Source organism: Paenibacillus sp. FSL H7-0716 (genome assembly GCF_038002705.1).
In the GTDB taxonomy this organism is placed as follows: Bacteria; Bacillota; Bacilli; order Paenibacillales; family Paenibacillaceae; genus Paenibacillus_AQ; species Paenibacillus_AQ odorifer.
The window spans coordinates 258,911-285,561 of the sequence record NZ_JBBODA010000004.1 but is presented as its reverse complement, the minus strand read 5'-3'; the positions used below and the strand labels follow the sequence as shown (position 1 = coordinate 285,561).

24 protein-coding genes are annotated in these 26,651 nt (G+C 46.0%); 13 read left to right on the top strand and 11 right to left on the bottom strand.

Translation table 11 applies throughout. From position 1 onward, the window contains the following. Positions 1-261: 261 nt before the first annotated feature. Positions 262-1,362, top strand: coding sequence for an FUSC family protein (locus MHH60_RS07830; protein WP_076132688.1), 1,101 nt, complete (start codon positions 262-264; stop codon positions 1,360-1,362). Between the two features lie 85 nt (positions 1,363-1,447). On the opposite strand, the gene MHH60_RS07825 is transcribed toward MHH60_RS07830, so the two are convergent. After that, entirely contained in the window at positions 1,448-2,335 is an 888-nt protein-coding gene (locus MHH60_RS07825; protein ID WP_076132690.1) for a DMT family transporter, read from the bottom strand. Between the two features lie 61 nt (positions 2,336-2,396). On the opposite strand from MHH60_RS07825, the gene MHH60_RS07820 reads away from it, so the two are divergent. From MHH60_RS07820 to MHH60_RS07810, 3 genes are read left to right on the top strand one after another with little or no spacing between them, the layout of a single operon-like run. Continuing rightward, positions 2,397-3,320: a LysR family transcriptional regulator gene (locus MHH60_RS07820; RefSeq protein WP_305953755.1), complete on the top strand. Its 924-nt coding sequence runs from the start codon at positions 2,397-2,399 to the stop codon at positions 3,318-3,320. A 19-nt stretch (positions 3,321-3,339) separates the two neighbouring features. After that, positions 3,340-4,314 carry an aldo/keto reductase gene (locus MHH60_RS07815; RefSeq protein ID WP_076132692.1) on the top strand — a complete coding sequence of 325 codons (975 nt, stop codon included), beginning with the start codon at positions 3,340-3,342 and terminating at the stop codon, positions 4,312-4,314. Positions 4,315-4,356: 42 nt separating this feature from the next. Then, positions 4,357-5,748: an aldehyde dehydrogenase gene (locus MHH60_RS07810; protein ID WP_076132694.1), complete on the top strand. Its 1,392-nt coding sequence runs from the start codon at positions 4,357-4,359 to the stop codon at positions 5,746-5,748. 51 nt (positions 5,749-5,799) lie between these two features. Here MHH60_RS07810 and pgmB read toward each other — a convergent pair whose 3' ends face one another. The 5 genes from pgmB to MHH60_RS07785 form a co-directional block, all read right to left on the bottom strand. After that, positions 5,800-8,805: a beta-phosphoglucomutase gene (gene pgmB / locus MHH60_RS07805; protein ID WP_081388805.1), complete on the bottom strand. Its 3,006-nt coding sequence runs from the start codon at positions 8,803-8,805 to the stop codon at positions 5,800-5,802. Between the two features lie 46 nt (positions 8,806-8,851). After that, positions 8,852-9,943 carry a carbohydrate ABC transporter permease gene (locus MHH60_RS07800; protein WP_036682107.1) on the bottom strand — a complete coding sequence of 364 codons (1,092 nt, stop codon included), beginning with the start codon at positions 9,941-9,943 and terminating at the stop codon, positions 8,852-8,854. Then, positions 9,943-11,061 (bottom strand): carbohydrate ABC transporter permease, encoded by a 1,119-nt coding sequence (locus tag MHH60_RS07795; RefSeq protein ID WP_232061475.1) that lies wholly within the window; start codon positions 11,059-11,061, stop codon positions 9,943-9,945. The genes MHH60_RS07800 and MHH60_RS07795 overlap by 1 nt, the downstream gene beginning before the upstream one ends. Positions 11,062-11,204: 143 nt before the next feature. Next, on the bottom strand, positions 11,205-12,626 hold the full coding sequence (locus tag MHH60_RS07790) for an ABC transporter substrate-binding protein (RefSeq protein ID WP_038574978.1): 1,422 nt from the start codon (positions 12,624-12,626) through the stop codon (positions 11,205-11,207). 335 nt (positions 12,627-12,961) lie between these two features. Next, positions 12,962-13,966: a LacI family DNA-binding transcriptional regulator gene (locus tag MHH60_RS07785; RefSeq protein ID WP_036682112.1), complete on the bottom strand. Its 1,005-nt coding sequence runs from the start codon at positions 13,964-13,966 to the stop codon at positions 12,962-12,964. Between the two features lie 258 nt (positions 13,967-14,224). Here MHH60_RS07785 and MHH60_RS07780 point away from each other — a divergent pair, with 258 nt between their 5' ends. From MHH60_RS07780 to pepT, 4 genes are all read left to right on the top strand, one after another. Continuing rightward, a complete protein-coding gene (locus MHH60_RS07780) occupies positions 14,225-15,238 on the top strand; it encodes an LLM class flavin-dependent oxidoreductase (RefSeq protein WP_076132696.1) in 1,014 nt (337 codons plus the stop codon). A gap of 477 nt (positions 15,239-15,715) precedes the next feature. Further along, positions 15,716-16,792 carry a hypothetical protein gene (locus MHH60_RS07775; RefSeq protein WP_076132698.1) on the top strand — a complete coding sequence of 359 codons (1,077 nt, stop codon included), beginning with the start codon at positions 15,716-15,718 and terminating at the stop codon, positions 16,790-16,792. Between the two features lie 36 nt (positions 16,793-16,828). Beyond that, entirely contained in the window at positions 16,829-17,482 is a 654-nt protein-coding gene (locus tag MHH60_RS07770) for a class D sortase (protein WP_081388806.1), read from the top strand. Between the two features lie 95 nt (positions 17,483-17,577). Continuing rightward, a complete protein-coding gene (gene pepT / locus MHH60_RS07765; protein ID WP_076132700.1) occupies positions 17,578-18,810 on the top strand; it encodes a peptidase T in 1,233 nt (410 codons plus the stop codon). A gap of 95 nt (positions 18,811-18,905) precedes the next feature. On the opposite strand, the gene MHH60_RS07760 is transcribed toward pepT, so the two are convergent. The 3 genes from MHH60_RS07760 to hxlA all read right to left on the bottom strand — a co-directional run bounded on the left by MHH60_RS07760 (position 18,906) and on the right by hxlA (position 20,565). After that, positions 18,906-19,283: a winged helix-turn-helix transcriptional regulator gene (locus MHH60_RS07760; protein ID WP_036682121.1), complete on the bottom strand. Its 378-nt coding sequence runs from the start codon at positions 19,281-19,283 to the stop codon at positions 18,906-18,908. Between the two features lie 84 nt (positions 19,284-19,367). Beyond that, complete coding sequence (hxlB, locus tag MHH60_RS07755) at positions 19,368-19,925, bottom strand: 6-phospho-3-hexuloisomerase (protein WP_076132702.1); 558 nt, start codon at positions 19,923-19,925, stop codon at positions 19,368-19,370. Between the two features lie 7 nt (positions 19,926-19,932). Continuing rightward, positions 19,933-20,565: a 3-hexulose-6-phosphate synthase gene (hxlA, locus tag MHH60_RS07750; protein ID WP_038573749.1), complete on the bottom strand. Its 633-nt coding sequence runs from the start codon at positions 20,563-20,565 to the stop codon at positions 19,933-19,935. Between the two features lie 263 nt (positions 20,566-20,828). On the opposite strand from hxlA, the gene MHH60_RS07745 reads away from it, so the two are divergent. From MHH60_RS07745 to MHH60_RS07725, 5 genes are all read left to right on the top strand, one after another. Continuing rightward, the gene (locus MHH60_RS07745) at positions 20,829-22,220 is read left to right on the top strand and encodes an MATE family efflux transporter (protein WP_038573751.1); all 1,392 of its coding nucleotides are present in this window, start codon (positions 20,829-20,831) and stop codon (positions 22,218-22,220) included. 152 nt (positions 22,221-22,372) lie between these two features. Next, positions 22,373-24,046, top strand: a complete 1,674-nt coding sequence (locus MHH60_RS07740) for a GAF domain-containing sensor histidine kinase (protein ID WP_076132704.1) — start codon at positions 22,373-22,375, stop codon at positions 24,044-24,046. A 16-nt stretch (positions 24,047-24,062) separates the two neighbouring features. After that, positions 24,063-24,755 (top strand): response regulator, encoded by a 693-nt coding sequence (locus MHH60_RS07735; protein WP_076132706.1) that lies wholly within the window; start codon positions 24,063-24,065, stop codon positions 24,753-24,755. A 153-nt stretch (positions 24,756-24,908) separates the two neighbouring features. Continuing rightward, entirely contained in the window at positions 24,909-25,472 is a 564-nt protein-coding gene (locus MHH60_RS07730; RefSeq protein WP_076132708.1) for an NADPH-dependent FMN reductase, read from the top strand. Continuing rightward, positions 25,469-25,927, top strand: coding sequence for a VOC family protein (locus MHH60_RS07725; RefSeq protein WP_076132710.1), 459 nt, complete (start codon positions 25,469-25,471; stop codon positions 25,925-25,927). Before MHH60_RS07730 ends, MHH60_RS07725 begins: the two co-directional genes overlap by 4 nt. Positions 25,928-25,999: 72 nt before the next feature. On the opposite strand, the gene MHH60_RS07720 is transcribed toward MHH60_RS07725, so the two are convergent. Both MHH60_RS07720 and MHH60_RS07715 read right to left on the bottom strand, forming a co-directional pair. Continuing rightward, positions 26,000-26,230: a cold-shock protein gene (locus MHH60_RS07720; protein WP_036682139.1), complete on the bottom strand. Its 231-nt coding sequence runs from the start codon at positions 26,228-26,230 to the stop codon at positions 26,000-26,002. Between the two features lie 118 nt (positions 26,231-26,348). After that, a complete protein-coding gene (locus MHH60_RS07715) occupies positions 26,349-26,549 on the bottom strand; it encodes a cold-shock protein (RefSeq protein ID WP_019914790.1) in 201 nt (66 codons plus the stop codon). Positions 26,550-26,651: the final 102 nt, after the last annotated feature.

Here is a 26,651-nt window from a genome sequence, read left to right as displayed (position 1 = left end):
CCCGCATCTTGCGGAGAACAATCGAAATGGGCATGCTCAGTGCTAATAAGCGACAATTTCCCCTCTCCTTCGACGCTCCAATAGATATAGCATATTAGATTGTACCATTATATGCGATAGCTTACATTGTTAAATGCTAAGCATAAACTTAACAAGTTTGTAAAAAGTCCAGTCTTCCCTGCCCTTTTTGAGGTGCTATAATGAAAACGAACTGAAAAGCCAGTGTGGTTTTCTTATTTTTGCGAAAGAAGATGAATGATAATGAACGAGGGGTTATTAGACCGCCTTGAAAAATATGGATTCTCGCTTTACATGATACGAATTACGCTTGCCGCATCACTATCCTGGGTAGCCGTACACAGTTTATATGGTGACCAATATTTATACTTTGCACCGCTTGCAGCCATTCTTATTACTCAAGCCAGTGTGAAGGCTTCACTTGAAAAAGGAATCTACCGCCTGATCGGCATTATTATCGGCGGAATCGTCAGCCTGATTGTAGGCCAATTCTTCGATGTAGGTGCATTTTCCATTCTGCTAATTCTGCTCATCGGGATCGGAATTGCCACGGCCTGTCGGATGAATATCCAAGCGGTTTCGCAGGTTGGGGTGACCTCGGTTCTGGCCCTTACCTTTTATCATAATGATTACGTGCTGTGGAGAGTCGCCGAAACCTTTATTGGTGTGCTCATTGCCTTGATCATCAATATGATTATCGTTCCACCAAACAGGTTCGTCAAGGTAAAAGCATTGGCACTCGATGGAAGCCTTCTACTTTCGGATGCTTTAAAAGGTCTCGTAGGCTTAAGAAGAGATTCATCTAAGGATGATAATATGCTGGAGCAAGCAGGTAAACTGCTGTCTGCCAGCAATCAACAACAGAAGGAAATGTTCTATACCATTGCTCACTATCAGTGTCGTGGTGATCTAAAGGGACTAATACAAGCCACGGCACATCTAAAGACCATTCATTCCTATGTTAAAGAAATTGCCGACGATATTTGCTTGCTGCCAGCACATCATGCCAATTCTGACTGGATGCTGGAAGTGCTGGAGGCAACAGCCGATTGTATAGCTGTTTATGGTACCAAGACCTTATCCAAGGCTGAATGCCAACGTTCACTCACAGATTGTCTGCATCGTGCCCGCGACTTGCAGGCGGCCAGCTTCTCTGAACTGCAAGGACGGTGCTCACTGTCATCCGTTCGTGATCTAGGAGCGCTCTTCAGTCACTTAAACCGGGTACTCGAAGAAGTGGAACGTGCTAGTTCTGCTACTTACGTAGTTGCAGCTCGGCCTTCAACAGCTGAAATCACACGCGCTATACGCTTAATTAAAAAAGGACTCTCCCAGAAGCTCTAAGCTTGGGAGTGTCCTTTTTTTATGTTCAATCCTAATAGACAGAATGCCCTTTTGCACGATTGGTTACTATAACCAACAAATTTAACTAGACTGATTGTTTGGCGGCTCGCCCTATCTTCACATTTACCAGAACGATACTGCTAACAATCAGTAATAATCCGATCACAAGATTTATGGTAATCTGCTCTTTCAAAAAAACTACGCTGGTTGCTATCGAGATCAGGGGGATCAAGAAGGTGAATGAACCTACTTTTCCTGCTTCTCCTTCGTTAATCAGCTTGAAATAAATTAGCCAACCCAGAGCAATAACAAAGATTGCGATAAACAAGGTATCCATAATAAAGGTTCCACTCCAGGTGATATCCGACCATTTCTCCGTAGCTGATCCCGAAAGTAGCAGAATAATGCCACCAATCGTGATTTGCATAGCCGTCATCCACAGCATATCCACACGTACAGCATTCCGTTTCATATATATTGTTCCTAATGCCCAGCTTAAGGCACTGGCTAAAGCCAACACAATTCCCCATATGGAGATACTCCCGTTAATTCCGCCGATACTAAGAGAGGCTACCCCGAGAAAACCAAGCAGCAAACCAGCCATTTTAAGCCCGTACATGCTCTCACCTAACCACAGCCAAGAAAAAACACCTAGCAATACAGGCTGCAAAAATACAATCGATGAGAACAATCCCGCCGGAACATACTGCAAGCCAATCGTCTGAAACCCATAATAGAACACAATACTAAGGACCGCCGAGATCAGATAGATCGGCCAGAGCTGCTTGAAGCGAAGCTCCTTCACCTTAGGCAGTGCAATTAGAATCAGAATAATACCGCCTACGACGGTTCGAATACCTGCAAATAATAAAGGTGGAGCATAGTCTAAGGCGATTTTGGATATAGGCCAATTAATGCCCCATACAATCACCAAAAAAATAAGAAGGATCATACTTTTCTTCTGCTGATTCATTTGTTCACTTCCTTGGTGTAGATTCATCACAAATGATACAATAAACAAGAGCATAAATGAAATGAATAATAATCATAAGGGGCATATCATATTTGTTATGAACAATACTCAAATTCGTTTATTCGTCAAAATTGCCGAAAGCGGCAGCTTTACTAAAGCTGGTGTAGAACTGAATATGACCCAGCCTGCGGTCAGCCGGGCGATCTCGTCCCTCGAAGCCGAATTAGACGTGAAGCTCTTGCTTCGAGACCGGCGTAATGGCCTGATGCTTACGGATATCGGCAAACGTATTCTTGTTATTTTCCGTGAAATTCTAATGGGCTTTGATAAGGTCAATCAGGAGATTTACGCGGAGAGAGGTCTTGAAAAAGGAAGTATCCGCATTGGAGCTTTCCCTGTGGCATCGGCTCATTTTCTACCGAAGATTATTAGCTCTATCACTAAAAGATATCCAAACATTACAATTAGCTTACAGGAGGGTTCTATCGCTGAAGTCAGAGAATGGTTGGATTCAAAAGAAATTGATGTTGGCTTATTGCTCGCTCCCAGTGCAGAATTCGAAACCATTCCATTATATAGAGAGAAATTGTTTGCCGTTTTTAAAGATGACCACCCCCTGCAAAAGCGATCCATTGTATGTGTGCAGGAATTAGCGAACGAGCCCATGTTGATTTGCAAAGCAGGATATGAACCGCCTGTAGTAGAGCTATTTCACAGAAGTAATAGCCATCTGAATGTAAAATATGTGGTTAATAACTTTGCAACAGCTCTTAATATGGTTCAGGAGGGACTGGCGATCGGCGTGATGTCTGAGCTGTCCTTGTTATCTCTGCCTCCAAATGTGGTTACCCGTGAGCTGCAGCCGGATGCTTATAGAGATATCCAAATTGCGGTCAGCTCGCTTGCCGACACTTCAATTGCTGTAAAGCTCTTCATTGAGACAGCGCTGGATCTTTTCGCTCAAAATAAATGGATAAATGAATAGATGATAAGGAGTGCTGAGGATGAACTTTAAAAGACTAGGAAATAGCGGGTTACAGGTATCCGCATTAGGACTGGGAACGAACGCTTTCGGCAAACGTGCGGATCAAGAGACCTCCATTCAGATTGTACATGCTGCGCTTGATCATGGAATTAATTTCATAGACACTGCTAATATTTACGCTGGCTCAGAATCCGAGCGAATCCTCGGTCTGGCCTTGGAAGGTAGGAGACATGAGGCTGTTCTCGCAACTAAAGCAGGTTTAGTTAAAAATGAGGGTCCCAACGGCAGCGGCTCCTCCCGTCGCCATTTGCTGCAGGAGCTTGAAGATAGCCTTCGCCGCCTTAAGACAGACTATATCGATCTATACCAGATTCATACCTTTGATCCCTATACGCCGCTTGAAGAAACCTTACGAACCTTGGACGATATGGTATCCTCGGGCAAAATCCGTTATATCGGGGCCTCCAACTATACAGCATGGCAATTAATGAAGGCGATTGGGATTAGTGAAGCACGCAACTTCACCAAGTACATTTCAATTCAGTGCAGCTACTCCTTAGCAGACCGGACACCGGAGAATGAGCTTCTTTCGCTCTGCCTGGATCAAGGTGTAGGGATCATTCCTTACTTTCCACTAGCTGGCGGAATTCTCACCGGCAAATATAATACAAGCGATTCAGCGCCATCAGGGTCCAGAGCAGATACTGATCCTAATTTCAAAAGATTCCTTGATGATGACCGGATCAAGCTCGGAAGCCAAGTGAGCCAAATTGCTGAGGAAATGGAAACCTCAACTACTGCGCTCTCCTTAGCTTGGCTTATGAATCGGCCTGCCGTCTCGACGGTTATTGTCGGGGCTACACGTGTGGAACAGCTGGAACAAAATTTGCTTAGTACCTCGCTTGTACTTAATGAAGAAACTGCGGCCAAGCTGGATGAAGCCAGTGATTCCTTCCGTTATGGCGAGCCGTTCGCTTTTTACCGACTCCCATAGAGTCGTATGCTCTAACTTCTTACAAGGATGGAGGAAAGATTAATGACAACCTATACAGCTGACAGCATTCAAGGAATGCTTGAAGAGCATAAGGATTTCTTTAATAGCGGCGTAACTAAGGAGGTTTCTTTTCGTCTCCAGCAGCTGCTCAAGCTTAAGAATATTATTAAACAATACGAAGGACGTATCATCACTGCACTACAACAGGATTTAGGAAAAGGTGAGTTCGAAGCCTATGCCACAGAAATCGGCTTTACGCTGGACAGTATCGGCTATATGATGAAACATCTTAAGCGTTGGGCGAAGCCTAAAAAGGTTCGATCCCCGCTGCACTTATTTCCTGCAAAAAGTTATATTTTAAGTGAGCCTTACGGCACAACACTCATTATTGGCCCGTTTAATTATCCATTTCAGTTGCTAATTGAGCCCCTGATCGGCGCCATTGCCGCTGGTAACTGCGCTGTCCTCAAGCCATCTGAGAGCACACCTGCCATCTCGTCCGTGGTTGAGCAGCTTATTCAGGAGACCTTCGAACCACAGTATATCCGCGTAATTCAGGGGGAAAAAGAGACCACTAATTTGCTGATCCACGCCAAGTTTGATTATATTTTCTTTACGGGCAGTGTGCCTGTCGGCAAAATCGTAATGGAAGCAGCGGCGAAAAATCTAGTGCCTGTAACCTTGGAGCTTGGCGGGAAAAGTCCGGTTATTGTTGATAAGACCGCTAATCTTGATGCTGCAGCGAAACGGATTGTCTGGGGCAAGCTGCTGAACGCGGGCCAAACCTGTATCGCACCGGATTATCTATGGGTCCACAAGGATATTGCCAAAGAATTGATCACCAAAATCAAACATCACATCACTGAGTTCTACGGTCAGGATGCACAGCCTAATACAGATTACGGCCGGATCGTGAATGATCGCCAGCTGCAAAGACTTGCCGACCTCATTGCGCGTGATCAGAGCAAGGTGATTATGGGCGGCACCATCGTGCCAGAAGAACGTTATATTGAGCCTACTTTAATCTATCCTGCCTCTTGGACGGATGCTGCTATGGAAGATGAGATCTTCGGTCCGATTCTCCCAATATTGGAATATCAGCAATTGGATGAGGCCATTCAGAGCATTAATGAACATCCAAAGCCACTGGCACTATACCTATTTACGGAGGATAAGAGTGTAGAACAAGAGGTGCTGTCCCGGGTCTCATTCGGGGGAGGCTGTATCAATGATACGATCTCACATGTGGCGAGCACTTATCTTCCGTTTGGTGGAGTAGGAAACTCCGGAATGGGGGGTTATCACGGGAAGTATAGCTTTGAGGTCTTCTCCCATCGTAAAAGCATCGTCAAGCGAGGCACACGGATCGACCTCGGAATCGTGTATCCTCCTTATGGCAATAAAGTGAAGCTGGTTCGAAAAGTAATGAAATAAACAAAGCAGCAACCCTCCCATGATCGGGAGGGTTGCTGCTTATCAGGTTAACTACGCAAATAGCTCTAACAATTTCTCTACACTTAGCTCTGCGGTGGAAGCCAGACATAGATCCGCTTTCTCGGTCACGAGCGCCACTCCAGCTCCCACTGACTTCATACCAGCAGCATTAATTGCGGCTATTCCCTCCTCGGTATCCTCAATCGCCACACAGCAGTCCGGGGATATGCCCAGCATCTCCGCAACCTGCAAGTGAATCTCTGGATCTGGCTTGCTTCTACGCAAGTTTCCAGGGTCAGCCACCGCCTGAAACCAATGCCCGATCTGCAAGCGTTCGAGAATCAGAAGCGCATTCTCATTCACTGAAGCCAGTCCGATAGCGATTCCTCTTTGCTGCAAATCGGACAACACACTGTGGATACCCGGGTACAGCTCAGCAGGCGTCATTTGCTGAACCAGCTGTCTATACTTCTCGTTCTTTTTGTTGCAGAGCATTCCCTTTACCGGTTGCGGCAAATTCAGTCCACTACTCTCCAGAATGACTTCTAAAGATTCCATTCGACTTAGGCCCTTGAGACTCTTATGTTTCTCTCGATCAAAAGAAAGCGCAAGCTCATCCGCCAGATCCTTCCAAGCCTCATAATGATACTCTCCAGTGTCAGTAATTATCCCGTCCAGCTCGAAAATAACAGCTTCAAGCTGCTTCACATTCGAAAGCCTCAGCGGCTTCTGCGCAGACAACTGTATAAGGTTTCCCTTATGCATAATCTCAAGCTCTTCGCCCTCCAGCAGCGTATAGATCACTTCTGTATCACTCACAAAAATATCCAATAGCTGTCCAGCGCATGTTATTTTAAACCGATAGCTCTCCCACTGCGCTGGCACACTAGGATTAAATGATAACATCCCGCCGCATAAGCGCATGCCACCAAAACCATTCACAATCGACAGCCAGGAGCCTGCCATAGCAGCAGTATGCAGTCCATCCTTCACGTTGCGGTTGATGTCATCCAAGTCCATCCGTACCGTGCGGTCAAAATAGGAATAGGCTCCCTTCAAATCACCAATCTCAGCAGATATTATACTGTGGATGCACGGTGACAATGAAGAATCATGCGTCGTCAGCGGCTCATAATAATTATAATTCCGGATCTTATCCGCCAAGCTGAATTGGTCACCCAGCAGAAACATTGCCATTACCAAGTCCGCCTGTTTCAACACCTGATGACGGTAAATTACCAGCGGATGGTAGTTGAGCAGCAGCGGATATTTATCGGCTGGTGTATGCTCGAAATCCCATTTTTTCTTGGAGAGAAACGTGTCGTCTTGAGCATAAATGCCAAGCCCCTCATCAAAGGGGATAAACATTTTGTCCGCCGCTTCCAGCCACACTAATGTCTCATGCTCAGTCAGACCGATTTTTTGCTTCAGACGTTCAAAATGCTCAGGATACTGCTTAGACAATATCCCTGCCATCTCGTGTGCATAATAAAGCTGATCCTGGACCATAAAGTTGGTGTATGCATTATTGTTGACGATAGCTGTATATTCATCAGGACCGGTTACTGCATCAATACAAAAGGCACCGCCCCTAGCCGGATTAAAGTACCCCAAGTCCAACCAAAAGCGGGAAGTTTCGAATAAAATTTCCGCTCCCTTCGTAACCAAAAAATCATAATCTCCGGTAGCCAGTACATACTGCTTGATGGCATACGCAATATCCGCATTAATATGCATTTGCGCCGTGCCTGCCGGGAAATATGCAGAGTTCTCTGCCCCGTCTATAGTCCGCCAAGGAAACAAGGCTCCCTTCTGCGACATTACCGCTGCACGCTCCCGTGCTTTGTCTAACGTCGCATAACGAAATTCGAGCAGCTTTCGGCTAATCTCCGGCTGTGTGAACGTAAAGAAGGGCAGCATATACATCTCGGTATCCCAGAAATAGTGCCCTTCGTATCCTTCACCCGTTAATCCCTTGGCTCCAATATTCGTAACCCCATCACGGCCTACGGATTGAAGCAGTTGAAAAGCATTAAAGCGAATGCCCTGCTGAAGCGCAAGATCACCATGAATCTCCACATCCGTATGTGCCCAGTATCGATCCAGATAAGCCTGCTGTTCCTGAGCAAGCACTTCAAACCCGCTATGGTCTGCTAAGTGTAATATTTCAGTACTTCTACTGAGTAGTTCGTCTTCCGGATAATCTTTAGAGGTATGGTAAGAGATATATTTGGTTAGTGAGACGCTTTCCCCACGCTCCACCGGGACGACAAACTGCATGGATAATTTCTGCCCCTCATGCTGCACGGTCCTTTTATCCTCTGATCTTGAATCGAGCTTATGACTTACCCCTGTTAATAAGGCAAACTGGGTATGCCGCGTCCGCTGCTTCATCCATAAGAAGGACTGTCCCGGTTCATGACCGGTATCCTCCAGGAGCAGACTGGGCTCCTTGCCTCCCGAGCCCAATCTGGGATCATCCGTTACCTTAGGTTTTTGGATCTTGCCGTCGATGGATGAAGTGAAGGTAAGCACTCCGCTGAAATTCAGCGCTTTAACCTCATAATCTATCGCCGCAAGATGTTTGTGCTGCAAAGTCACCATCCGCCGGATATGAAGCTGTACCCGGTGACCAGCTGGAGATTCCCATTCTACCTGCCGATGCAGAACCCCGCTCCGCATATCCAGCTTTCGTTCATAATGGTGCACTTGCCCACTGTTTAACTGAAAGGTCTGCCCTTCAATACTCAGTTCAATAATCTTGGCATCTGTTACGTTCAGCATCGCTTGATTGCGGGATGGATATCCGTAGGCTCCTTCTGGATACACAATGGGCTCCGAATCAAAAAAACCATTCAAATAATTACCGGTTACAGACGAGCCTGAGCTGCCGTGGTAACCTTCTTCGAAATTACCGCGCATGCCAATATATCCATTGCCAAGAGCAAAAATACTCTCGCTTCTTTGATTGTTCTCTTCGCTATAAGCTTCCTCATCAAGACTCCACTCCCGGTAAGGATATACCGCCGCCGGATGTACGTATGGTTTCATCTTCATCTCTCTAAGCTCCCCCTGATCACAGTTTCATTCGGGTTCTAAATCATTAACCTTTCACCGACCCACCCATAAGCCCTCTGACGAAATACTTTTGCAGCAGGAAAAAAATAGCGAGCGGCATCAGCATGGAGATAAATGCAGCCGAAGTAAGTAAATGCCAATCGTTGCCTCGTGAGCCTACTAAATCGGCAATTTTCATCGACATGACTTGCACAGACGGTTGATTGCCGATAAAAATCAATGAGACTAAATAGTCATTCCACACCCATAGGAATTGGAAGATCCCGATAGAAGCCAGTGCTGGCACTGATAGAGGCAGAATTAGCCTACTGAATATAGTGAAATGACTTGCCCCATCCATGAAAGCCGATTCGAACAAATCCTTCGGCAATTGACTGATGAAGTTGTACATAAAGTACGTAACCAGCGGTAATCCAAAAGCCGTATGCGCCAGCCAAATTCCCAGATAACTTCCGTTTAGCCCAAGTGCGGTATAATCCTTAAGCACTGGAATAAGCGCAACCTGTATTGGAATGACGAGCATTGCAATGATGATGACAAAAAGGATTTTGCGCCCAGGAAACCGCAGCCAGGCAAAAGCATATGCAGCAAAAGAAGCGATCAACACCGGAATAACTGTTGCTGGAACTGCAATCGTTAGCGTATTCCAGAAGGCCTGTGACAATCCGGAGCCTTTTTGCACTGTTTCACTGCCATCAGCCTGTTTCAGCTTGTATTCCTTACCGGAAAGCACATTATTATAGTTATCCAGCGTGAGATCCGGTGTCATCTTCCAACCTTGAATCTGTTCATTCACGGTACGCGCTCTACGATTCTCCCACATAAGCCGGCTGCCATCTGCCTTCACGCCAGCCTTCAGCTCATCATCTGTATAAGTTTTACCGTTCACCTCAATTGGCTCCCGAAGATCCACGTCCTTGGATAGCTGAATCGTCTCTCCAGCCTTCCACTCCTGATGGGGAAAAGCTTTCCACCATCCAGTCTGCAGAATATCAGCAGCCGGACGGAAGGAGGAAATAAATAGCCCAAGAGTCGGAAGCAGCCAAATAAAACAGATCACACCCAGCACGATATTTACAACCGTTTTGCTGCCTTTTCTCTTCTTTTTGCCAGCCATTAGAATCCCCCCTGCTTACGGAACTGACGTAGATTGATTATGATTACAGGCAGCACCGCGATCAGTAGAACAATAGCCAAAGTGGAGCCGTAGCCGAAATTACGGTACATAAAGAATTGCCGGTAGAACTGTGTAGCAACAACCTCTGTATCGTATTGACCTCCTGTCATCACCATGACGACGTCAAATATTTTCAACGTAAAGACGATAATGGTCGTTGTCACTGTCAGAATGGTTGATGAAATATATGGAATCATGATTCCAAAGAAAATCTTCACCTCATTTGCTCCATCCACTCGTGCAGCTTCCAAAATGTCGTCAGGAACCCCTTTGATTGCTGCCGAGAAAATCACCATTGCAAATCCAGTCTGCATCCAGATCAAAATGATAATGAGGAAAAAGTTATTCCACGGCTGAAGCATACTCGTCCAGGCTTGGGGTTCTCCCCCAAAATAAGTAACGATTGCGTTCAACAGCCCGATTTGTTCGTCGCCCGGTTGATAGTAATATACGAATTTCCAAATGACTCCTGCCGCTACAAAGGAAATCGCCATCGGCATGAAGATGATCGATTTGGCAATTTTCTCATAGCTGCTGCGATCGGCAAGAATAGCAATTAAGAGCCCGAAAGCTACACAGGCTAGCGTACCGACGAATACCCAAAGTAAATTGTTACGCAATGCCGTTGCCATCAGATGATCGCTAAAGATCGCTGCATAATTGCTCAGGCCCACAAATTTTTCTGAAGAAGCATTAAAAAAGCTCAAATATAATGTTCGTAGTGCAGGCAGAACCAGTAACCAGCCCAGAATAATCACTGCCGGACCAATAAAGATATAAGGCAGCACCTTTCGCCGGATATGATCAGGGTACTGCTCAACCGCCCAAGTCAGCGTATAGTAAATCAGATAAACACCTAGAACTCCCCAGAGGACAGCCAGAACCGCTGTTAGCAGCGGATTTAATGTGGAATCCCGGAAGAATAAAAAGATTGCGCCGTTAACAACAATATTCGCTAACAACACTACTAGGGACAACATTACCGCCTTCAGGCTGACGGTTGGCCTAGCTTGTGGTTGTGTTGGCATTTGTGGCTGTGGCTGTGATTGTGCACCCATATTAGCTCCAGCTCCTCCTATAAGTTTTGCGGAGCAAAACTCTTATCATAAGCATCGAACTCACTAGTTAGAAAACAAAAAGAGGGGCAGACAATCCTCTTTTCCTACTGCCCCTCTTTTTACTGTGCGCTTTAAATATTAGGTTAGTTGTTCCAGCCGGACTGGATTTGTTCCAAGGCTTGATCCAGTGTCGCTGTACCGCTCACATAGTCGGTCATCCCTTTCCAGAAGGTGCCTGCACCCACTTTACCTGGCATCAAGTCAGAGCCATCAAAACGCAGTGTGGAAGCATCTTGAACCAACTTCGCCATCCGACGATCGGATTCAGAGGTATACCAATCAAGGGAAGCGTCATTCATAGGAGCAATTACACCGCCAGATTGTACCCAGCTCTTAATCGACTCTCCAGTGGTGAAGAATTCCATGACTGCACGAACCTCTGGACGATCGTTGAACATAGCGTAAATATCACCTGCAACCAGCACTGGTTTACCATATTGTGCATCAATTGGCGGCAAGTAGAACCAATCATAATCCTGATCAACCTTTGCCGTTTCAGGGAAGAAGCTTGTAATAAAGTTACCGAGCATATTAAACCAGGCTTTAGGCGGATCAGTGAACATTGGCGCTGGGGCATCCCCGAAGGATGTTGTCACAATCGACTTAGCACCACCGTAAACATAATCCTTGTTAAGCCATATTTTAGACATGATTTCAACAGCATTTTTTACTTCTGGTGAAGTAAATGGCAGTTCACCTTTTACCCACTTATCGTAGTTCTCAGGCGTAGTCGTCCGAAGCATTATATTTTCGACCCAGTCTGTTGCTGGCCAACCCGTTGCAGCACCACTCTCAATGCCAATAGCCCAGGCAGGATCGCCATCCTTGGCAATTTGTTCAGTCAGTGCCATCAGCTCATCCCAAGTCTCAGGAACCTTGTAACCTGCATCATCAAATTGTTTCTTTGGATACCATACCAAGCTCTTTACATTACTGCGGTTCCAAATCCCCGCCATGATCTTCCCATCTTTTCCGTCCATCGTAGACATATCGAGCCAGCTCTTGTTGTAATTAGCCGTCAATTTGTCTTGATCCAGCACGCTGGTCAAATCGATAACCTTGCCCGTCTTAGCAATCGATGCCAGCAGTCCCGGCTGCGGGAAGTCAGCGATATCAGGAGCATTTCCGCCGTCCACCCGAATATTTATTGTTGCTTCGAACTCCTTGGAGCCCTCGTATTGAATATCGATCCCTGTCTTCTCTTCAAATTCTTTAATGCTGCTCTCAAATTTCACTTGGTCAGCATCTACGAAGGGTCCAAACATGGTTACTTTAGTCCCTTTATATTCACCTTTCATCGCTAAATCTAACGGGGAACCCGAAGGTTCAGCACTAGGTGCATTTGTCGCTTTCTCGGTGTTATCTGCTGTTGGGCTGACTGTTGCCGCCGGTGGATCTGTAGGCGCCGCATTATTGTTGCCTCCGCCGCATGCGCTCAGCGTCATTGTGAAGGATAAACACAGTACTAAAGCCAACGACTTTTTACGTCCTGAGATCTTCTTCATCTTTTGTACATCCCCTTTAATGGTTATAGAGATAACATCTTATTCAATCATCCGGGCACCCTGGCATGTATTAGCAGCTTGTAGCAGATCACCTCCTTGCAAAGCTTTTCAGAAGACAGGTAAATATCCTAAAATCAAACTCCATCACAAATGTAATTTAATAATAGCGCTTACATTTTTTATATTATCATAATTAGTAACCGTTTCCAATCGGAAAATGAGATGTTTTTCATAAGAATTCATACTATTTTCTAACCTAACATTTAAATTTTAATTAAGACCGATACATGGCTCTGAAAAGCTTTTCAGAAGAAGGTCACAAAAATAAAGAGCCTTTATTTTTCCCGCGTGGATTCCCGCACAATCAGCTTATGCTCCATCTTTTCATTCAATACCTGGACACCACCTGTTGTGAGCAATTCATGCAGCATCTCCGCCGCACGATACCCTAACTCATAAATCGGCTGTGCAATCGTGGTCAGCTTTGGAATGAACATACTCGACATCCGCAAATTATCAAATCCAATCACAGATACCTGACCCGGAACTAGAATATTACGATCCTTCAGATAAGAAATCGTCCCCATTGCAAATTCGTCAGCAACACAGAAAACGGCGGTCAGCTCGGGATAATCAGTAAACAACTCATGCGCAGCTTGATAAGCGTGTTCGAACCGGTGATTGGCATATTTGCTCTTCACAATATTCTGCTGTAGTCCAAACTCTGTTAACGCTCTTACAAAACCCTCATAACGAGGCGGGCCGGATACGGAGTTATCATGGTTAAAACCAATCATGCCAATGTCCTTATGCCCTAAATCAATCAGAAACTTTACTGCATCGTAAGCCGCCTGTTCATCATCCACCTCCACAGATGGAATGTCGTATTCATCAGAATGCGAGGATACCAACACAAAAGGAATTCTACAACCGACTAATTTGTCATGTGTCTCAGGATAAAGGACATCACTGGCGAATACGATCCCATCCACCTGCTTCTCATGAAAGTTATCGATGTAAGACAACATCCGTTCTTTGTCGCGGTCCGTATTGCAGATCATTAAACTGTATCCAAGCTTGATGCATGCATCCTGCATTCCCCGAATAACCCCTGCGAAGTACAGGTTCTCAATATCCGGAATCAGCAGACCCAGTGTAAACGACTTCTTGTAGATCAGGCCGCGTGCAAACGCATTTGGTTGATATTGCAAACGTTCTACAGCCTCCATCACTCGATTCCGTTTGCTCTCTACGACCGTATTCGGTGCATTCATAACCCGCGATACGGTGCTGATCGACACCTCCGCCATTCTGGCAACATCTCTTATGGTTGGCTTCATAACGATAACTTCCTTTTTTTCAGGTAACTTTTCGATGTGATTATAGCAAGCCTGTTAAGAAATAACAACAGATTTTTTAAAGCGCTTACATTTTATTTTTAAAGACATACTTATTCCTTATCTAATCATTACAAAGTGCGTATACTTACTTAAAGTGTGTATATAGTTTTATTACATGGTATACTAGGCGAGTAGCATTATTCGCAGCTACAAATACTGCTCTAGACTATCTGAGCGTTTATTATAGGAGGGATTACAATGAAACAACAGCGCGATTTTCGATTCTCCGTACTGGACTTAGCCTCTATTGTGGAGGGTGGCACAGCGGCAGACTCTTTTCATAACTCTTTAGCTTTAGCTCAACATGCTGAGGCATGGGGCTATCACCGGTATTGGTTTGCTGAGCATCACAACATGATTGGTGTTGCCAGTTCTGCTACCTCACTCTTAATTGGCCACATTGCTGGCGGCACAAAAAGCATACGCGTAGGCTCTGGAGGCATCATGTTGTCCAACCACGCACCACTTGTCATTGCGGAACAATTCGGGACCCTCGAATCCCTATATCCAGGACGGATTGATTTAGGACTGGGCAGAGCCCCAGGATCGGATCAACCGGCTTCCCGTGCGCTACGCCGTGGTCTCGGAAGCGACGGCAGTGACTTTCCCGAGCAGTTAAGTGAGCTCAGAGCCTACTTCGATCCTGCAGGTGCAGGATCACGACCGGCTGGGGTTCGTGCTGTTCCTGGTGAAGGCTTGAATATCCCCATCTGGCTGCTGGGCTCCAGCGGTTTTAGTGCTCAGCTGGCAGGGAAGCTAGGTTTACCTTTTGCTTTCGCCAGCCATTTCGCACCAGAGTATTTACTACAGGCTTTACACATCTATCATAGTAATTTCCGTCCTTCAGCAGCACTCGACAAGCCATATGTGATGGTCGGAGTTGGCATTACAGCAGCCGATACTGTGAATGAGGCAAGACGGCTGGCTACCTCGCAGCAGCAGCAATTCCTTAATATCATCCGCGGACGTACAGGGAAGTTACAACCACCGGTTGATAGTATGGAGGGGCTATGGACGATGCAAGAAAAAGCAGCCATGCTTGAAAAACAGCGTTACTCTTTCGCTGGTGATAAAGCAGCAGTTAAAGAACGGCTTCAAGAAATCCTGCAAGAGACACAGGCCGATGAATTAATTGTTTCTGGTGGAATTTATGATCCTAACGCTCGTCTACGCTCTTATGAGATTGTAGCCGAAGCTATGAAGGAAATCTAATTTATCATCATAATTAAGGCAAGACGATAGGTCTGGTATCGGGGTTTGAGCCCTATTCCAGATGTATGTCTTGCCTTTTTATTTTGCATTCATAATCGTTCTCAATAAAACACAATTAAAACACTGAATTATATAAAAATAAAGAGTTAAATAGAGAAAACTGGTGTAAATCCATTACTATAATTGATATTTGATTAAATATGATGAATTTTCTTCAAATATCCCATTTTTGTTTAGATATTATTTTGATTATACTTTAGTTATTCGCTATAACGAACGAATTGACGGTAATCTCTACCCTCTCCTTCCGCTTTCACGGAGATTCCTGCATGCGCACAAGAAAGTGGTTCTGTGAGATACTACTTATTTCGACAATGTTTGATGAAAAATCCGATTAGAACAGAAGAATTTGCCGGAAGCCCGCAAATGATGTCCAAAAAAAATTAATATGGGGTTCAGGAGAAAGGAGCGAGTAAAGTGAAGAAGAAATATCGCTCGGCTTTCATAGCTGCTTATATCCTGACTATTCTAGCAGGAGTCATCTGGCATGCTGGCGGAGTTAGTGCGCAAGATACCATTAAGCTTACGGTGAATTCGCATACGACGAGCACAGCCACCATGAACAATATGCAGCCTGGTGATGAAACGAACTCAGAATACACAATTATTAACGCAGGTAGTGAGGGCTTTAATTACTATGTGGACTTCAAATTCATCTCTGGAGACGCAGAATTATACGATATTCTCCAAATGACACTCGAAAAAGAGGGAGTAATCATCTATTCAGGGGTGATGAGCGAGGCTGCCGGAAGAGTTGCCATCGGTTCACTTGCCGGGGGGGAACAAAGTGTAATTCAAATGGATGTAATTTTCCCGTGGGAAGCAGGGAACGAATATCAAGGGAAAACCACCACTGTAGCCTTTGAGTTCTCCGCTTCTGGAGGACCGGAGCCATCCGCTCAACCTAGTCCTTCACCGACAGCGACGGCCACAGCTCAGCCTACACCGGAGCCATCACCGACAGCGACTGCTACACCTACTGTAGTGCCAACTACGACACCTACTGCCACGGCTACAGCTACACCTGAAGCTTCGCCGACCGCAACAGCTTCACCAACCACGACACCTACAGATCAGCCGACGACTACCGCTTCACCAACTGCGGCACCTACGAATACACCAACGACTACTTGGCCAACGGCAACAGCAGCAGCCACACCAGGGCAATCAACGACTCCAACACCAACACCATCACCAACACCTACAGCTTCACCAGTAGTAGATGAAATTAGTGTTACTGAAGCGCCGATCCCACTGGGTGGAGGCGATAATGACCCGACAGCATCACCAAGTGCTGGCAGCCAAACTACCAGCGCAACACCGCAGCCAAGCAATGAAATCGCCTTGCCTGATGATGAGCTTCCACTGGGAGCACCAGAGGTTGGCAACAAGCTTCCAAATACCGCTGAGCCTTGGTATAACTTGATTCTTGCCAGCTTAGCCATTGCGGTACTCAGCGTGATTATCATGCGCAGATTGAAATCGAAGAAATAACCACATTTTGCAGCATAAGTCTGGAGGTGAGAGAGTATGAAGAAGCGTAATGGTGCCTTGCTAGCCGTGAAGCTAATCTTCATACTCTCTTTAGTTGTGTTGATTTACTCGGTTGTACAAGTGGTCAAAGCACCGATCGAAGCTAAACAGGCTTTAAATGATTGGGCAAAAAAGAGGGAGGAAGCTGTCGCCCGCCCCCGTTCTGCCGAAGAAATCCCTCTTCCCATGGCAATGGTCAGTTCAGCCAAGGAACAGCCATCCCCCGCTCATTCCTATACAGAAGGTGAAATCATAGGAGAGATTCGTTTCCCCAAATTAAACAAAAAGATCGCAGTGCTAGAAGGTACGGAAAGCTCCGAGCTAAAAAAGGGAGCCGGACATTACAAAGGCAGCGCAGCTATCGGTGCCACCGGCAACAGTGTGCTCGCAGGCCACCGCGATACAGTGTTCCGTAACCTGAGAGAACTCGTCGCTGGAGATCTTATCGAGCTGGAAAGTACGGATGGGACTTTTACCTATGAAGTAACAGGCAGCACAATTGTTGACGGGGACGAACGCGGTGCTATAAAGCCAAGTGATAAGGCCATCCTCACATTGATTACCTGTTATCCTTTTTCATATGTGGGATCTGCACCGGACCGTTATTTACTTTCAGCGAAGTTAGTGAAACAAGAAATATTGCCGCATTAAACCTAAATATTACCTCAATCTTCTTCCTCAGGGATGAGACCTTATATGGAAAGTGATACTATATATATACAATAGTAAAGAGGAGATGACCCAAGGTGAAGAAAGAGGTTGTAGAACGGTTTATTTCGTATGCACAAATGGATACCCAATCGAATGAAGATAATGAGACTTGCCCTTCCACTCCGGGACAGATGGTTCTGGCTCACAAGCTGGTTAAAGAGCTTAAGGAAATCGGCATGGAGGAAGTCCAGGTGGACGAGCATGGCTATGTTATGGCGTCACTCCCTACGAATACGGACAAGGATGTTCCGACCATTGGTTTTTTAGCCCATTTGGATACGGCGACTGATTTTACCGGAACGAATGTGAAGCCACAGATTATCGAGAACTATGATGGTCAAGATATTCTTTTGAATAAAGAGCTGAATGTTGTATTGTCCACAGCGAGCTTTCCGGAGCTGGCGGAATACAAAGGCCACACCTTAATTACAACCGATGGCACAACCCTGCTTGGCGCAGATAATAAAGCCGGTATTGCTGAGATTATGACCGCCATGCATTACCTCATTCAACATCCAGAAATCAAACACGGCAAGATTAGAGTTGCCTTCACACCAGACGAAGAAATCGGCCGCGGGCCTCATAAATTTGACGTAGCCGCTTTTAATGCTTCCTATGCTTACACTGTAGACGGAGGTCCACTCGGAGAATTAGAGTATGAAAGCTTTAATGCTGCGTCTGCCAAAATCTCAGTCTACGGCGTTAATGTTCACCCTGGTACTGCAAAAGGAAAGATGATTCATTCCGCCAAAATCGCCATGGCACTTCATCTCAGACTCCCTGCTGAGGAAGCGCCCGAATATACAGACGGTTATGATGGCTTTTATCACCTAAGCTCTATAGAAGGCACACCTGAATTCAGCAAGCTGCAATATATCATCCGCGACTTCGACCGTGAGAAATTCGAGGCACGTAAAGCTTATCTCTCAGCTGTCGTAGAAGAATTCAAAAGCATCCATGGCGAAGAGAACATCGTGCTTGAAATGAAGGACCAATATTACAATATGCGTGAAAAAATCGAGCCTGTGCGTCATATCGTCGATATTGCCCATGAGGCGATGGAGAACCTTAACATCACACCAATCATCCGCCCGATTCGCGGAGGCACAGATGGCTCGCAGCTATCCTACATGGGCTTGCCGACACCTAATATTTTCACCGGAGGCGAGAATTTCCATGGCAAATTTGAATACGCCTCTGCGGACAATATGGTAAAAGCGGTAAATGTTATCGTGGAGATTGCTAAGCTATTCGAACAGAAAGCCTAAAGCATTATCCGCATCACTCCTTTAAAACACCAAAAAATCCCTGTAGAGGCCGCTCCAGACCTCTCAGGGATTATTAATGTTCATAGACTATTCGATTAGCATCTTTCTTCCGGCGGCGTGTCCTTCCAGATCACGTTTTCTCCGTAATTTTTACCCCAATCATACATCAATCGAAGGACGGGAAGCAGACTTTGGCCATATGAAGTCAGGGAATACTCTACTTTTGGCGGAACCTCAGCGTACACTTTTCTTAGAACCAGCTGGTCCTCTTCGAGCTCGCGAAGCTGATTGGTCAACATTTTTTGCGTGATATGAGGAATTAGCTTCTTCAGCTCGCTGAATCGCTTTGTCCCTTCAAGCCCTAGATGCCAGAGGATAATCAGCTTCCATTTCCCTCCGATCACCGCAAGCGTCAATTCCTTCTCACAGTTAATTTCCTTCAAGTTTATACGATCTTTAATCTCGGTTGCCATACCTAAAGCGCCTCCTCTCTCCTGTTATCATACTAACACAAAAACGAATAACCTCCTTATAGGAAGGCATTCGTTTCTGTACGTTCACTCTAAATTAGCATGCTTGCCGAACATTTGCTGATTCGTCTGCCCCGTCTTCTCCATCATTCGCAGAATAATAGCATCATAAAAGACCAACATCGTCTGTTCGAATAAAGAAGCCATCGGCTGGATCGTGCTGTAGCTTCCACTGGCCGGATCTTTTGGAGATCCCGGCAGCTTCACTGTGTAGCCCGCTAAACGTCCAACCGTCGAATCCGGCGCAATGGTAACGGCAACAACTTCTGCACCCACCCCTTTGGCTTTCTCAGCCATAGAGATCAACCCTTTCGTCTCACCGGAACCGGAACCGAGGACTAACACATCCCCCTGTTCAATCCCCGGAGTCACCGTTTCGCCTACAACATAAGCCTCTTTACCAACATGCATTAACCGCATAGCAAAGGCCCGTCCCATCAATCCAGATCTGCCCGCTCCAGCCACGAAGATCTTGTTGGACTGAAGCAGCAGCTCAGCCATTCGTTCAGTCTCTTCTTCATCAAGCTGAGATATGGAGCGCTGGAGCTCCTCTATAATGTGCTGTGCGTATTTCATTGTATCCATTGTAATCTTAAGCCTGACTAACTAGACGTTTCATTTCTGCTGCGGCAGCCTTTTGATCCGCTTCACCTGTGATGCCTCCGCCAACGATGACAAGATCAGGGTTCGCAGCGATCACTTCTGGAAGTGTGCTTAGCTTGATCCCTCCAGCAATAGCTGTTTTAGCCTGCTTAACCACACTCTTAATCGCATTTAAATCTGCAAAAGAATTTTTACCTTCCGCTTGATGGTCATATCCAGAGTGTACACAGATATAGTCTACGCCAAGTGCGTCTACTTCAGCCGCTCTTGTTTTGATATCCTTCACATTGATCAGATCAACTAGAATCTCTTTATTGGTTTTCTTTGCTTCCTCCACTGCACCTCTAATGGTAGAATCATCAGAAACACCAAGTACAGTAACGATATCCGCGCCCGCTTCCACGGCCTTCATCACTTCATATCCACCTGCGTCCATGATTTTCAAATCTGCCAACACAGTCAAAGCAGGAAAAGCCTCTTTGATTGCCTTCACTGCATGCAAACCTTCATTTATAACGATAGGTGTTCCAATTTCAACGATATCTATAAATTCGGCAACTTTTGAGACAACCTCTTTCGCTCCCGCAATGTCCACTAAATCCAACGCTAATTGTAATTTCATATTTATTTGCACTCCTCATTAATATATTTTAGTAAGTCATGTACAAATTGTAGTTCCTTACATCCCTCTAGGGAAGTAGGCACTTTATTGTGATGTAGTTACCTGGAGGATACTAATGTGCGGTTAGAGGGCTCTTTTCGACCTAAATTAAAAACGTTTTGTCATTTTTCTGTAAAAATACTGCATTTCCATGAAAGCTGTGCTAACATTACAGTTTGTTTATGGAATTTTAGGAAGTACATCATAATATAAGAAGGTGCACAATGAAGCAAAATAATCACCAGGAATTCAACCTGGTCAAACTGACCTGGCCGATTTTCCTCGAGCTATTCCTCTTTATGCTCATGGGCAGTGTGGATACTTTTATGATCAGTTCAGTGTCGGACGATGCCGTGTCTGGTGTCGGCGCAGCGAATCAGATCATTGCGATAGCAATTTTAGTCCTCAGTGTAATTGGTAACGGCGCAGCTATTGTGGTCTCCCAATATCTCGGTTCCAAAAAACCTCTGGAAGCCGCTCAAGTGACCGGCAATGCCATTACCCTAAACCTGTTAGTCGGCATTCTCCTAAGTACGTTTTTGCTGATATTCGGAGGGACGTTACTGACTGCGCTGAATGTAAAAGGGGATATCCTCATTTACGCCAAAGCCTACATGAATATTGTTGGGGGCGGTATTTTTCTGCAAGCATTAATTAATGCTCTGGCGACTACTATCCGTACTCACGGTTTCACCAAACAGACGATGGTCGTATCCTTGCTGATGAATATCATTCACGTGGTGGGCAACTACCTGCTCATTTATGGTCATTTCGGACTTCCGGCGTTAGGTGTGGAGGGTGCGGCTATCTCAACAGTGATGAGTCGCTTTATCTGCCTGATCCTTTTCTTCCTGCTGCTCTACAGAGTGATGGAGGTAAGGGTGAAAGTAACCTATTACATTCATCTTTCTAAAAAATACGTGCTGCAAATTCTCAAAATCGGCATCCCGTCCGCTTTTGAATCGATCACTTATCAATCGTGCCAGCTTGTATTCACACTGTATATTACTTATTTAGGCGCTGAAGCTATGGCTACTCGCCAGTACGCGCTCAATATTTCTAATTATATTTATTTATTCAGTGTAGCTGTCTCTATGGGAACTTCCATCGTTGTAGGACATCTCGTGGGAGCTAGACGCCCTGATGAAGCCTATAAGCGTGTATTCACCAGTGTAAAGTGGGCGTTGCTGGTTACCGTAATAATAGATGCTGTGGTGATTTTCTTCCGGGTACCACTATTCGGGCTTTTCACAGACAATGAGAACATCATTAGGATGGGGGCGCAGGTCATATTGCTTAGCTTCTTCCTGGAAACCGGGCGCACAACCAATCTGGTTATCATTAACTCCTTACGCGCCTCGGGCGATGCCAAATTCCCTGTATATATGGGACTGATCTCCATGGTCTGCATGAGCTTACCTCTTGGTTATTTCCTGGTGTTCCAACTTGATCTCGGGTTAGCCGGCGTGTGGATTGCTACTGCGGTCGATGAGTGGGTGAGAGCCGTCATTATGTATTTCCGCTGGAAGAGCCGAGCTTGGGAGAAACATGGACTTATTGAACACGAAGCTCCAGAACACTGTACGCCTTCCGCTACTCCTGCAGCTGTAAATTAACATGTATATACAGAGGGTTCTTTAAGGTCATATCAGATCTTAAGGAACCTTCTTTTTATTTACGCCAACATTACCTAAAATTTGAGAACGAATGAACCATTCTACGTTACAATAGATAGAACATAATTAACAAAGCTAAAGGAGAGAGCTTCATGCCGGAGGAAACCGGAATCCATGAGTTACTGACGCTCAAAACGATTGCAGAGACTTTAAACAGTTCCAATGAGCTGAGACCCATGCTCGACACAGTCATGGGCAAGCTACTTGAGTTAACCGGAAATACTGCAGGCTGGATCTTCCTGAGCGAAGAATACATGGAATATGAGTGTGCCGCTGATCGAGGTCTGCCACCTGCACTACAGCGCGACAATAAACAACCAATGCAGTGCGGAAGCTGCTGGTGCCTAAGCCGCCTATGGGACGGTCGGCTTGAGCATGCCGTTAACATTCTAAGCTGCAAGCGGCTGAGTAATGCCAGGCAGTATAACTGGGGCGATACGCTGGGCATCACCCACCACGCTACCGTCCCGCTGCATTCAGGTGAGCGTTACTTGGGACTTATGAATGTGGCCGCACCAGGCAAAGCACATTACGCCGACAGCGAGCTGGCTCTGCTGCAATCCGTGGCTTTGCAAATTGGCAGTGCTATTGAACGGATGCAGTTATATAGCACCGAGCAGCGCCGCGCGAATCTGTACGCCAAATTAGGCGAATTCAGCGCAGCTTTAAATCTAACCGCCAACCAATGTATCTCGCCCAGTATTCTGATCGAGAAAAGCGCCGCCCTGATTGGCGACTATTTCGATTGGCCCTTTGCAGCGATTATCGGGCAGCATGAGGAACAATTCGAAGTCCATGCTGCCTATGCGGCTAATATAACGCCGGGAATAGCTCGCTTCGAGCTCTCGGATTCTTTTAAAGCACGTCTAGGAGATATCGCAAAAGGACAACGCTTTGCGACATTAACCCCTGATGAAGAGCAGGAAATTACGAAGTTCTGCTGTTCTGAACAACCTGTCGCGGAGCGTGTTGTGATGCTCGCTGTGCCCTTTCGGCAGATTGCCGCACAAGGTGCAGGAATTCTACTGATCACCTCACCCAAAGCACTAGCTTCCGCAACTGCGGATGGAGAGGTGCTTGAGGCTGTCGCTGAGCATATTTCCGCTACATTGGAAAGTGCTCAGCTTGGAGAGAAACGCCGCGAAATTGCGCGTCTTGACGAGCGGAATCGTCTGGCCCGTGACCTGCACGACTCCGTGAACCAGATCCTCTTCTCCCTCTCAATGACCGCCAAAGGCGTGGAAAGCATGCTGAAGCAGGAGCAGATCTCCCATCCTGCTACTGAGGCTGTCCGCGATATTCAAGCTTTATCCCAGTCAGCACTCAAAGAAATGCGTGCATTAATTATGCAGCTTCGGCCTGCCGGACTAGAAGCCGGTTTATTGACTGCGCTGCAGGCTCATGGCCAGCAGCTAGGGCTGCTGATACAGACGCAACGGAGCGGTGTTCACGAGCTTCCCCGCAACGTGGAGGAAGGGCTGTGGCGCATTGGCCAAGAAGCGCTCAATAATGTACGAAAGCATTCCGGAACCTCTAAAGCAGAGGTATCTCTGCATCTCAATGCAGCCGAGGTGGTACTGAGCGTTGCCGACCAAGGTAAAGGCGGGGCCAAACGGCGTTCTAACACAGACACTAATGAATCTCTTGGTCTGCATATTATGAAGGAAAGAGCAGAAGCTCTCTCTGGCCGTATTCATATCCACAGTATGGAAAATCAGGGCACAACGGTTGAAGCAACCATACCTCTGCCCATCCAATCTACATGAAGTCGGGTGATCATAAATGACGATAAACTTATTATTAGTAGACGACCATGCAATGGTACGCCGTGGGCTGCAAGTATTTCTCTCCACACAACCCGATATCAAGGTTATTGGAGAGGCCTCCAACGGCCGCGAGGCACTGGAAAGAACAGCTGAATTGAACCCGGATGTCATATTAATGGATTTGCATATGCCCATTATGGATGGCATTGAGACCGCTCAAGCACTGCGGATCTCCCACCCGCAGGTCAAAGTCATTGTATTGACCTCCTTTTCGGATCAGGATCATGTACTCCCGGCTATCCGCGTAGGAATCAAAGGCTATTTGCTTAAAGATATAGAACCAGAAGCGCTGGTAGTTGCGGTCCGCAAGGTACATAACGGGCAAGTGGAGCTACATTCCGAGGCTGCCAGCCAACTGATGAATCTAATGGCAACTTCTACGCTAGAGCAATTGGAGCTTAATACTTCCGATCCGAACGGCCCAAACACAACACCTGCTGCGATCAGCGGATTAGAGCTTCTTACCCCACGCGAGCAAGAAGTATTAGACCTGATTGCGCTCGGTATGAGTAACAAAGAGATTGCCAGCAAGCTGGTCATCACCGAAAAAACCGTTAAGACCCATGTCAGCCACGTTCTCGGAAAGCTAAACTTAGCGGATCGGACTCAGGCTGCCATTTTCGCATTGAAAGGCGGCTATAACGCCTAGAATCAAAACGCCTCTACAACTTTAGTCTTAGACGCTCAGCACAATGGCTGAGCGTTTTTATTATGTATGTTCATTCCATGTGCTGATGTTAACAGAGGCCGATTCAACTATCATTGGTTTATAGCAATTGACCTCACATAGGAGTGGATACAGATGAAAGTGATGATCCTGACAGGCAGTAATCGAAAAGAAGCAACCAGCACGAGGCTGGCAGAACATGCTGCCCATTTCATTAGTCAGCATGGGGAAAAGGTTACCGTGTTTGATCTCTACAAACGCCCACTTCCCTTTTATTCACCAGACGAGATTTACACAGAGCATGAACATTTAAACGAGCTTAAACAAGAGATGTTAGCAGCGGATGCAGTAATCTTGGTTACTCCGGAATATCACGGCTCGGTAAGTGGCGTATTAAAAAATGCGATTGATCATCTAGGCCAGGCGCATTTCAGCGGTAAAGTTGTGTTATCCGCCAGTTCAGCCGGGGGAGCGGTAGGGATAAGCTCATTACTTCAATTGCAAGCCATCGTACGTAACCTGCACGGCATTAATACACCAGACTGGATCTCCATCGGCGGACTGCAACGCAAGCGGTTCGAGGTCGGGTACGACGGATACGAGGGTGGACAAGAAATCGAAGATCGCATTCACCTAGTATTAGAAGCATTCCTGAATTTAGCCCGCAAAATCGACAGATCGGCAGGTGCTATCCAATGATCAAAGGACTATATGAAGCACATTTACCAGTAAGCAATCTTGAAGTATCCATCGAATTTTATGAGAAATTAGGTCTGAAAATGGCTTGGCGGGATGAAGAAACTGTATTCTTCTGGATCGAGGAAGGTCGGAGCTGGATTGGCCTTTGGGAGGGCCAGGAGGTTCAAACCCCATACCACCCGTCCTTGCGGCATATTGCCTTCCGTGTCACTTACGAGGACTTGAAGCAATCACTGCAATGGCTGGAATCGATTGGGGTAGAGGCTATTCCGTTCCGCAACCGGACTTCTGTTGAGCCTTTTATCCGGGCTTATCAAGGAAATGCTTCTGTCTACTTCAACGACCCTGACGGCAACAGCTTGGAATTTATGTGCCACGTAGAGGTTCCTGAACATCTGAAGCCTATTTCAGAGAACATAACCTTAACGGAATGGGAGAAATTACTGCACAGTTAATAAAATAATCAAACAAAAAAACAGCTGCTCCCGTCCAAGGGTCCAGCTGTTTGAGTATATTAGCTTCTTCGATCACTTAATCGAAATGCCCTTTTTCATGGCCTTCATGTCTGCATTCGTATTCACAAGCGTTGGCAGTATCTTCATACTTCTAGTCATGGGAGAGTTGCATTGCCAGCAGGTAGGTACATATTGAAAGGCGAAATTATCGCGCATCCAACCTGTGCAACCTTCCTTGGTACAGGACCAAATTGCTGTGTCTTCTTGCGGAAGTTCCTCCAGTGCTTTTTTACGAAAATACATAAGTACCCCTCCTTGGATCGAATCGAGACGATATCGCTACCCTATTAGGGGCAGATTCATAATATGAAAATAAAAAAAGCTGCCCTCAACTTGTGTTAAGGGCAGCCTGATTTTTAAACTACAGTTTTACAACGTTTTCGGCTTGTGGTCCACGAGCGCCTTGAGTTACGTTGAACTCAACGCGTTGGCCTTCGTCCAAAGATTTAAATCCGTCGCCTGTGATTGCGGAGAAGTGTACGAATACGTCGCTTCCACCTTCAACCTCGATAAAACCGAATCCTTTGTCTGCGTTAAACCATTTCACTGTACCTGTTTGCATGATATTACCTCCAATATTTTATTTAACACATGTCCTTTTATTCCTACGTAGTGTACGAACAAATAAAAATTCACACATTGGAAAAGGACTCATACGCACAAA

Bases quoted from the DNA above. Each gene is read 5' to 3' on its own strand.
- hxlB (WP_076132702.1), bottom strand. From the start codon at position 19,925: ATGGATACAATGAAATACGCACAGCACATTATAGAGGAGCTCCAGCGC.
- MHH60_RS07735 (WP_076132706.1), top strand. From the start codon at position 24,063: ATGACGATAAACTTATTATTAGTAGACGACCATGCAATGGTACGCCGT.
- MHH60_RS07740 (WP_076132704.1), top strand. From the start codon at position 22,373: ATGCCGGAGGAAACCGGAATCCATGAGTTACTGACGCTCAAAACGATT.
- MHH60_RS07725 (WP_076132710.1), top strand. From the start codon at position 25,469: ATGATCAAAGGACTATATGAAGCACATTTACCAGTAAGCAATCTTGAA.
- MHH60_RS07785 (WP_036682112.1), bottom strand. From the start codon at position 13,966: ATGAAGCCAACCATAAGAGATGTTGCCAGAATGGCGGAGGTGTCGATC.
- MHH60_RS07730 (WP_076132708.1), top strand. From the start codon at position 24,909: ATGAAAGTGATGATCCTGACAGGCAGTAATCGAAAAGAAGCAACCAGC.
- MHH60_RS07720 (WP_036682139.1), bottom strand. From the start codon at position 26,230: ATGTATTTTCGTAAAAAAGCACTGGAGGAACTTCCGCAAGAAGACACA.
- MHH60_RS07715 (WP_019914790.1), bottom strand. From the start codon at position 26,549: ATGCAAACAGGTACAGTGAAATGGTTTAACGCAGACAAAGGATTCGGT.
- MHH60_RS07745 (WP_038573751.1), top strand. From the start codon at position 20,829: ATGAAGCAAAATAATCACCAGGAATTCAACCTGGTCAAACTGACCTGG.
- MHH60_RS07760 (WP_036682121.1), bottom strand. From the start codon at position 19,283: ATGGCAACCGAGATTAAAGATCGTATAAACTTGAAGGAAATTAACTGT.
- pgmB (WP_081388805.1), bottom strand. From the start codon at position 8,805: ATGAAGATGAAACCATACGTACATCCGGCGGCGGTATATCCTTACCGG.
- hxlA (WP_038573749.1), bottom strand. From the start codon at position 20,565: ATGAAATTACAATTAGCGTTGGATTTAGTGGACATTGCGGGAGCGAAA.
- MHH60_RS07820 (WP_305953755.1), top strand. From the start codon at position 2,397: ATGAATAATAATCATAAGGGGCATATCATATTTGTTATGAACAATACT.
- MHH60_RS07815 (WP_076132692.1), top strand. From the start codon at position 3,340: ATGAACTTTAAAAGACTAGGAAATAGCGGGTTACAGGTATCCGCATTA.
- MHH60_RS07795 (WP_232061475.1), bottom strand. From the start codon at position 11,061: ATGGGTGCACAATCACAGCCACAGCCACAAATGCCAACACAACCACAA.
- MHH60_RS07790 (WP_038574978.1), bottom strand. From the start codon at position 12,626: ATGAAGAAGATCTCAGGACGTAAAAAGTCGTTGGCTTTAGTACTGTGT.
- MHH60_RS07810 (WP_076132694.1), top strand. From the start codon at position 4,357: ATGACAACCTATACAGCTGACAGCATTCAAGGAATGCTTGAAGAGCAT.
- MHH60_RS07770 (WP_081388806.1), top strand. From the start codon at position 16,829: ATGAAGAAGCGTAATGGTGCCTTGCTAGCCGTGAAGCTAATCTTCATA.
- MHH60_RS07830 (WP_076132688.1), top strand. From the start codon at position 262: ATGAACGAGGGGTTATTAGACCGCCTTGAAAAATATGGATTCTCGCTT.
- MHH60_RS07800 (WP_036682107.1), bottom strand. From the start codon at position 9,943: ATGGCTGGCAAAAAGAAGAGAAAAGGCAGCAAAACGGTTGTAAATATC.
- MHH60_RS07825 (WP_076132690.1), bottom strand. From the start codon at position 2,335: ATGAATCAGCAGAAGAAAAGTATGATCCTTCTTATTTTTTTGGTGATT.
- MHH60_RS07780 (WP_076132696.1), top strand. From the start codon at position 14,225: ATGAAACAACAGCGCGATTTTCGATTCTCCGTACTGGACTTAGCCTCT.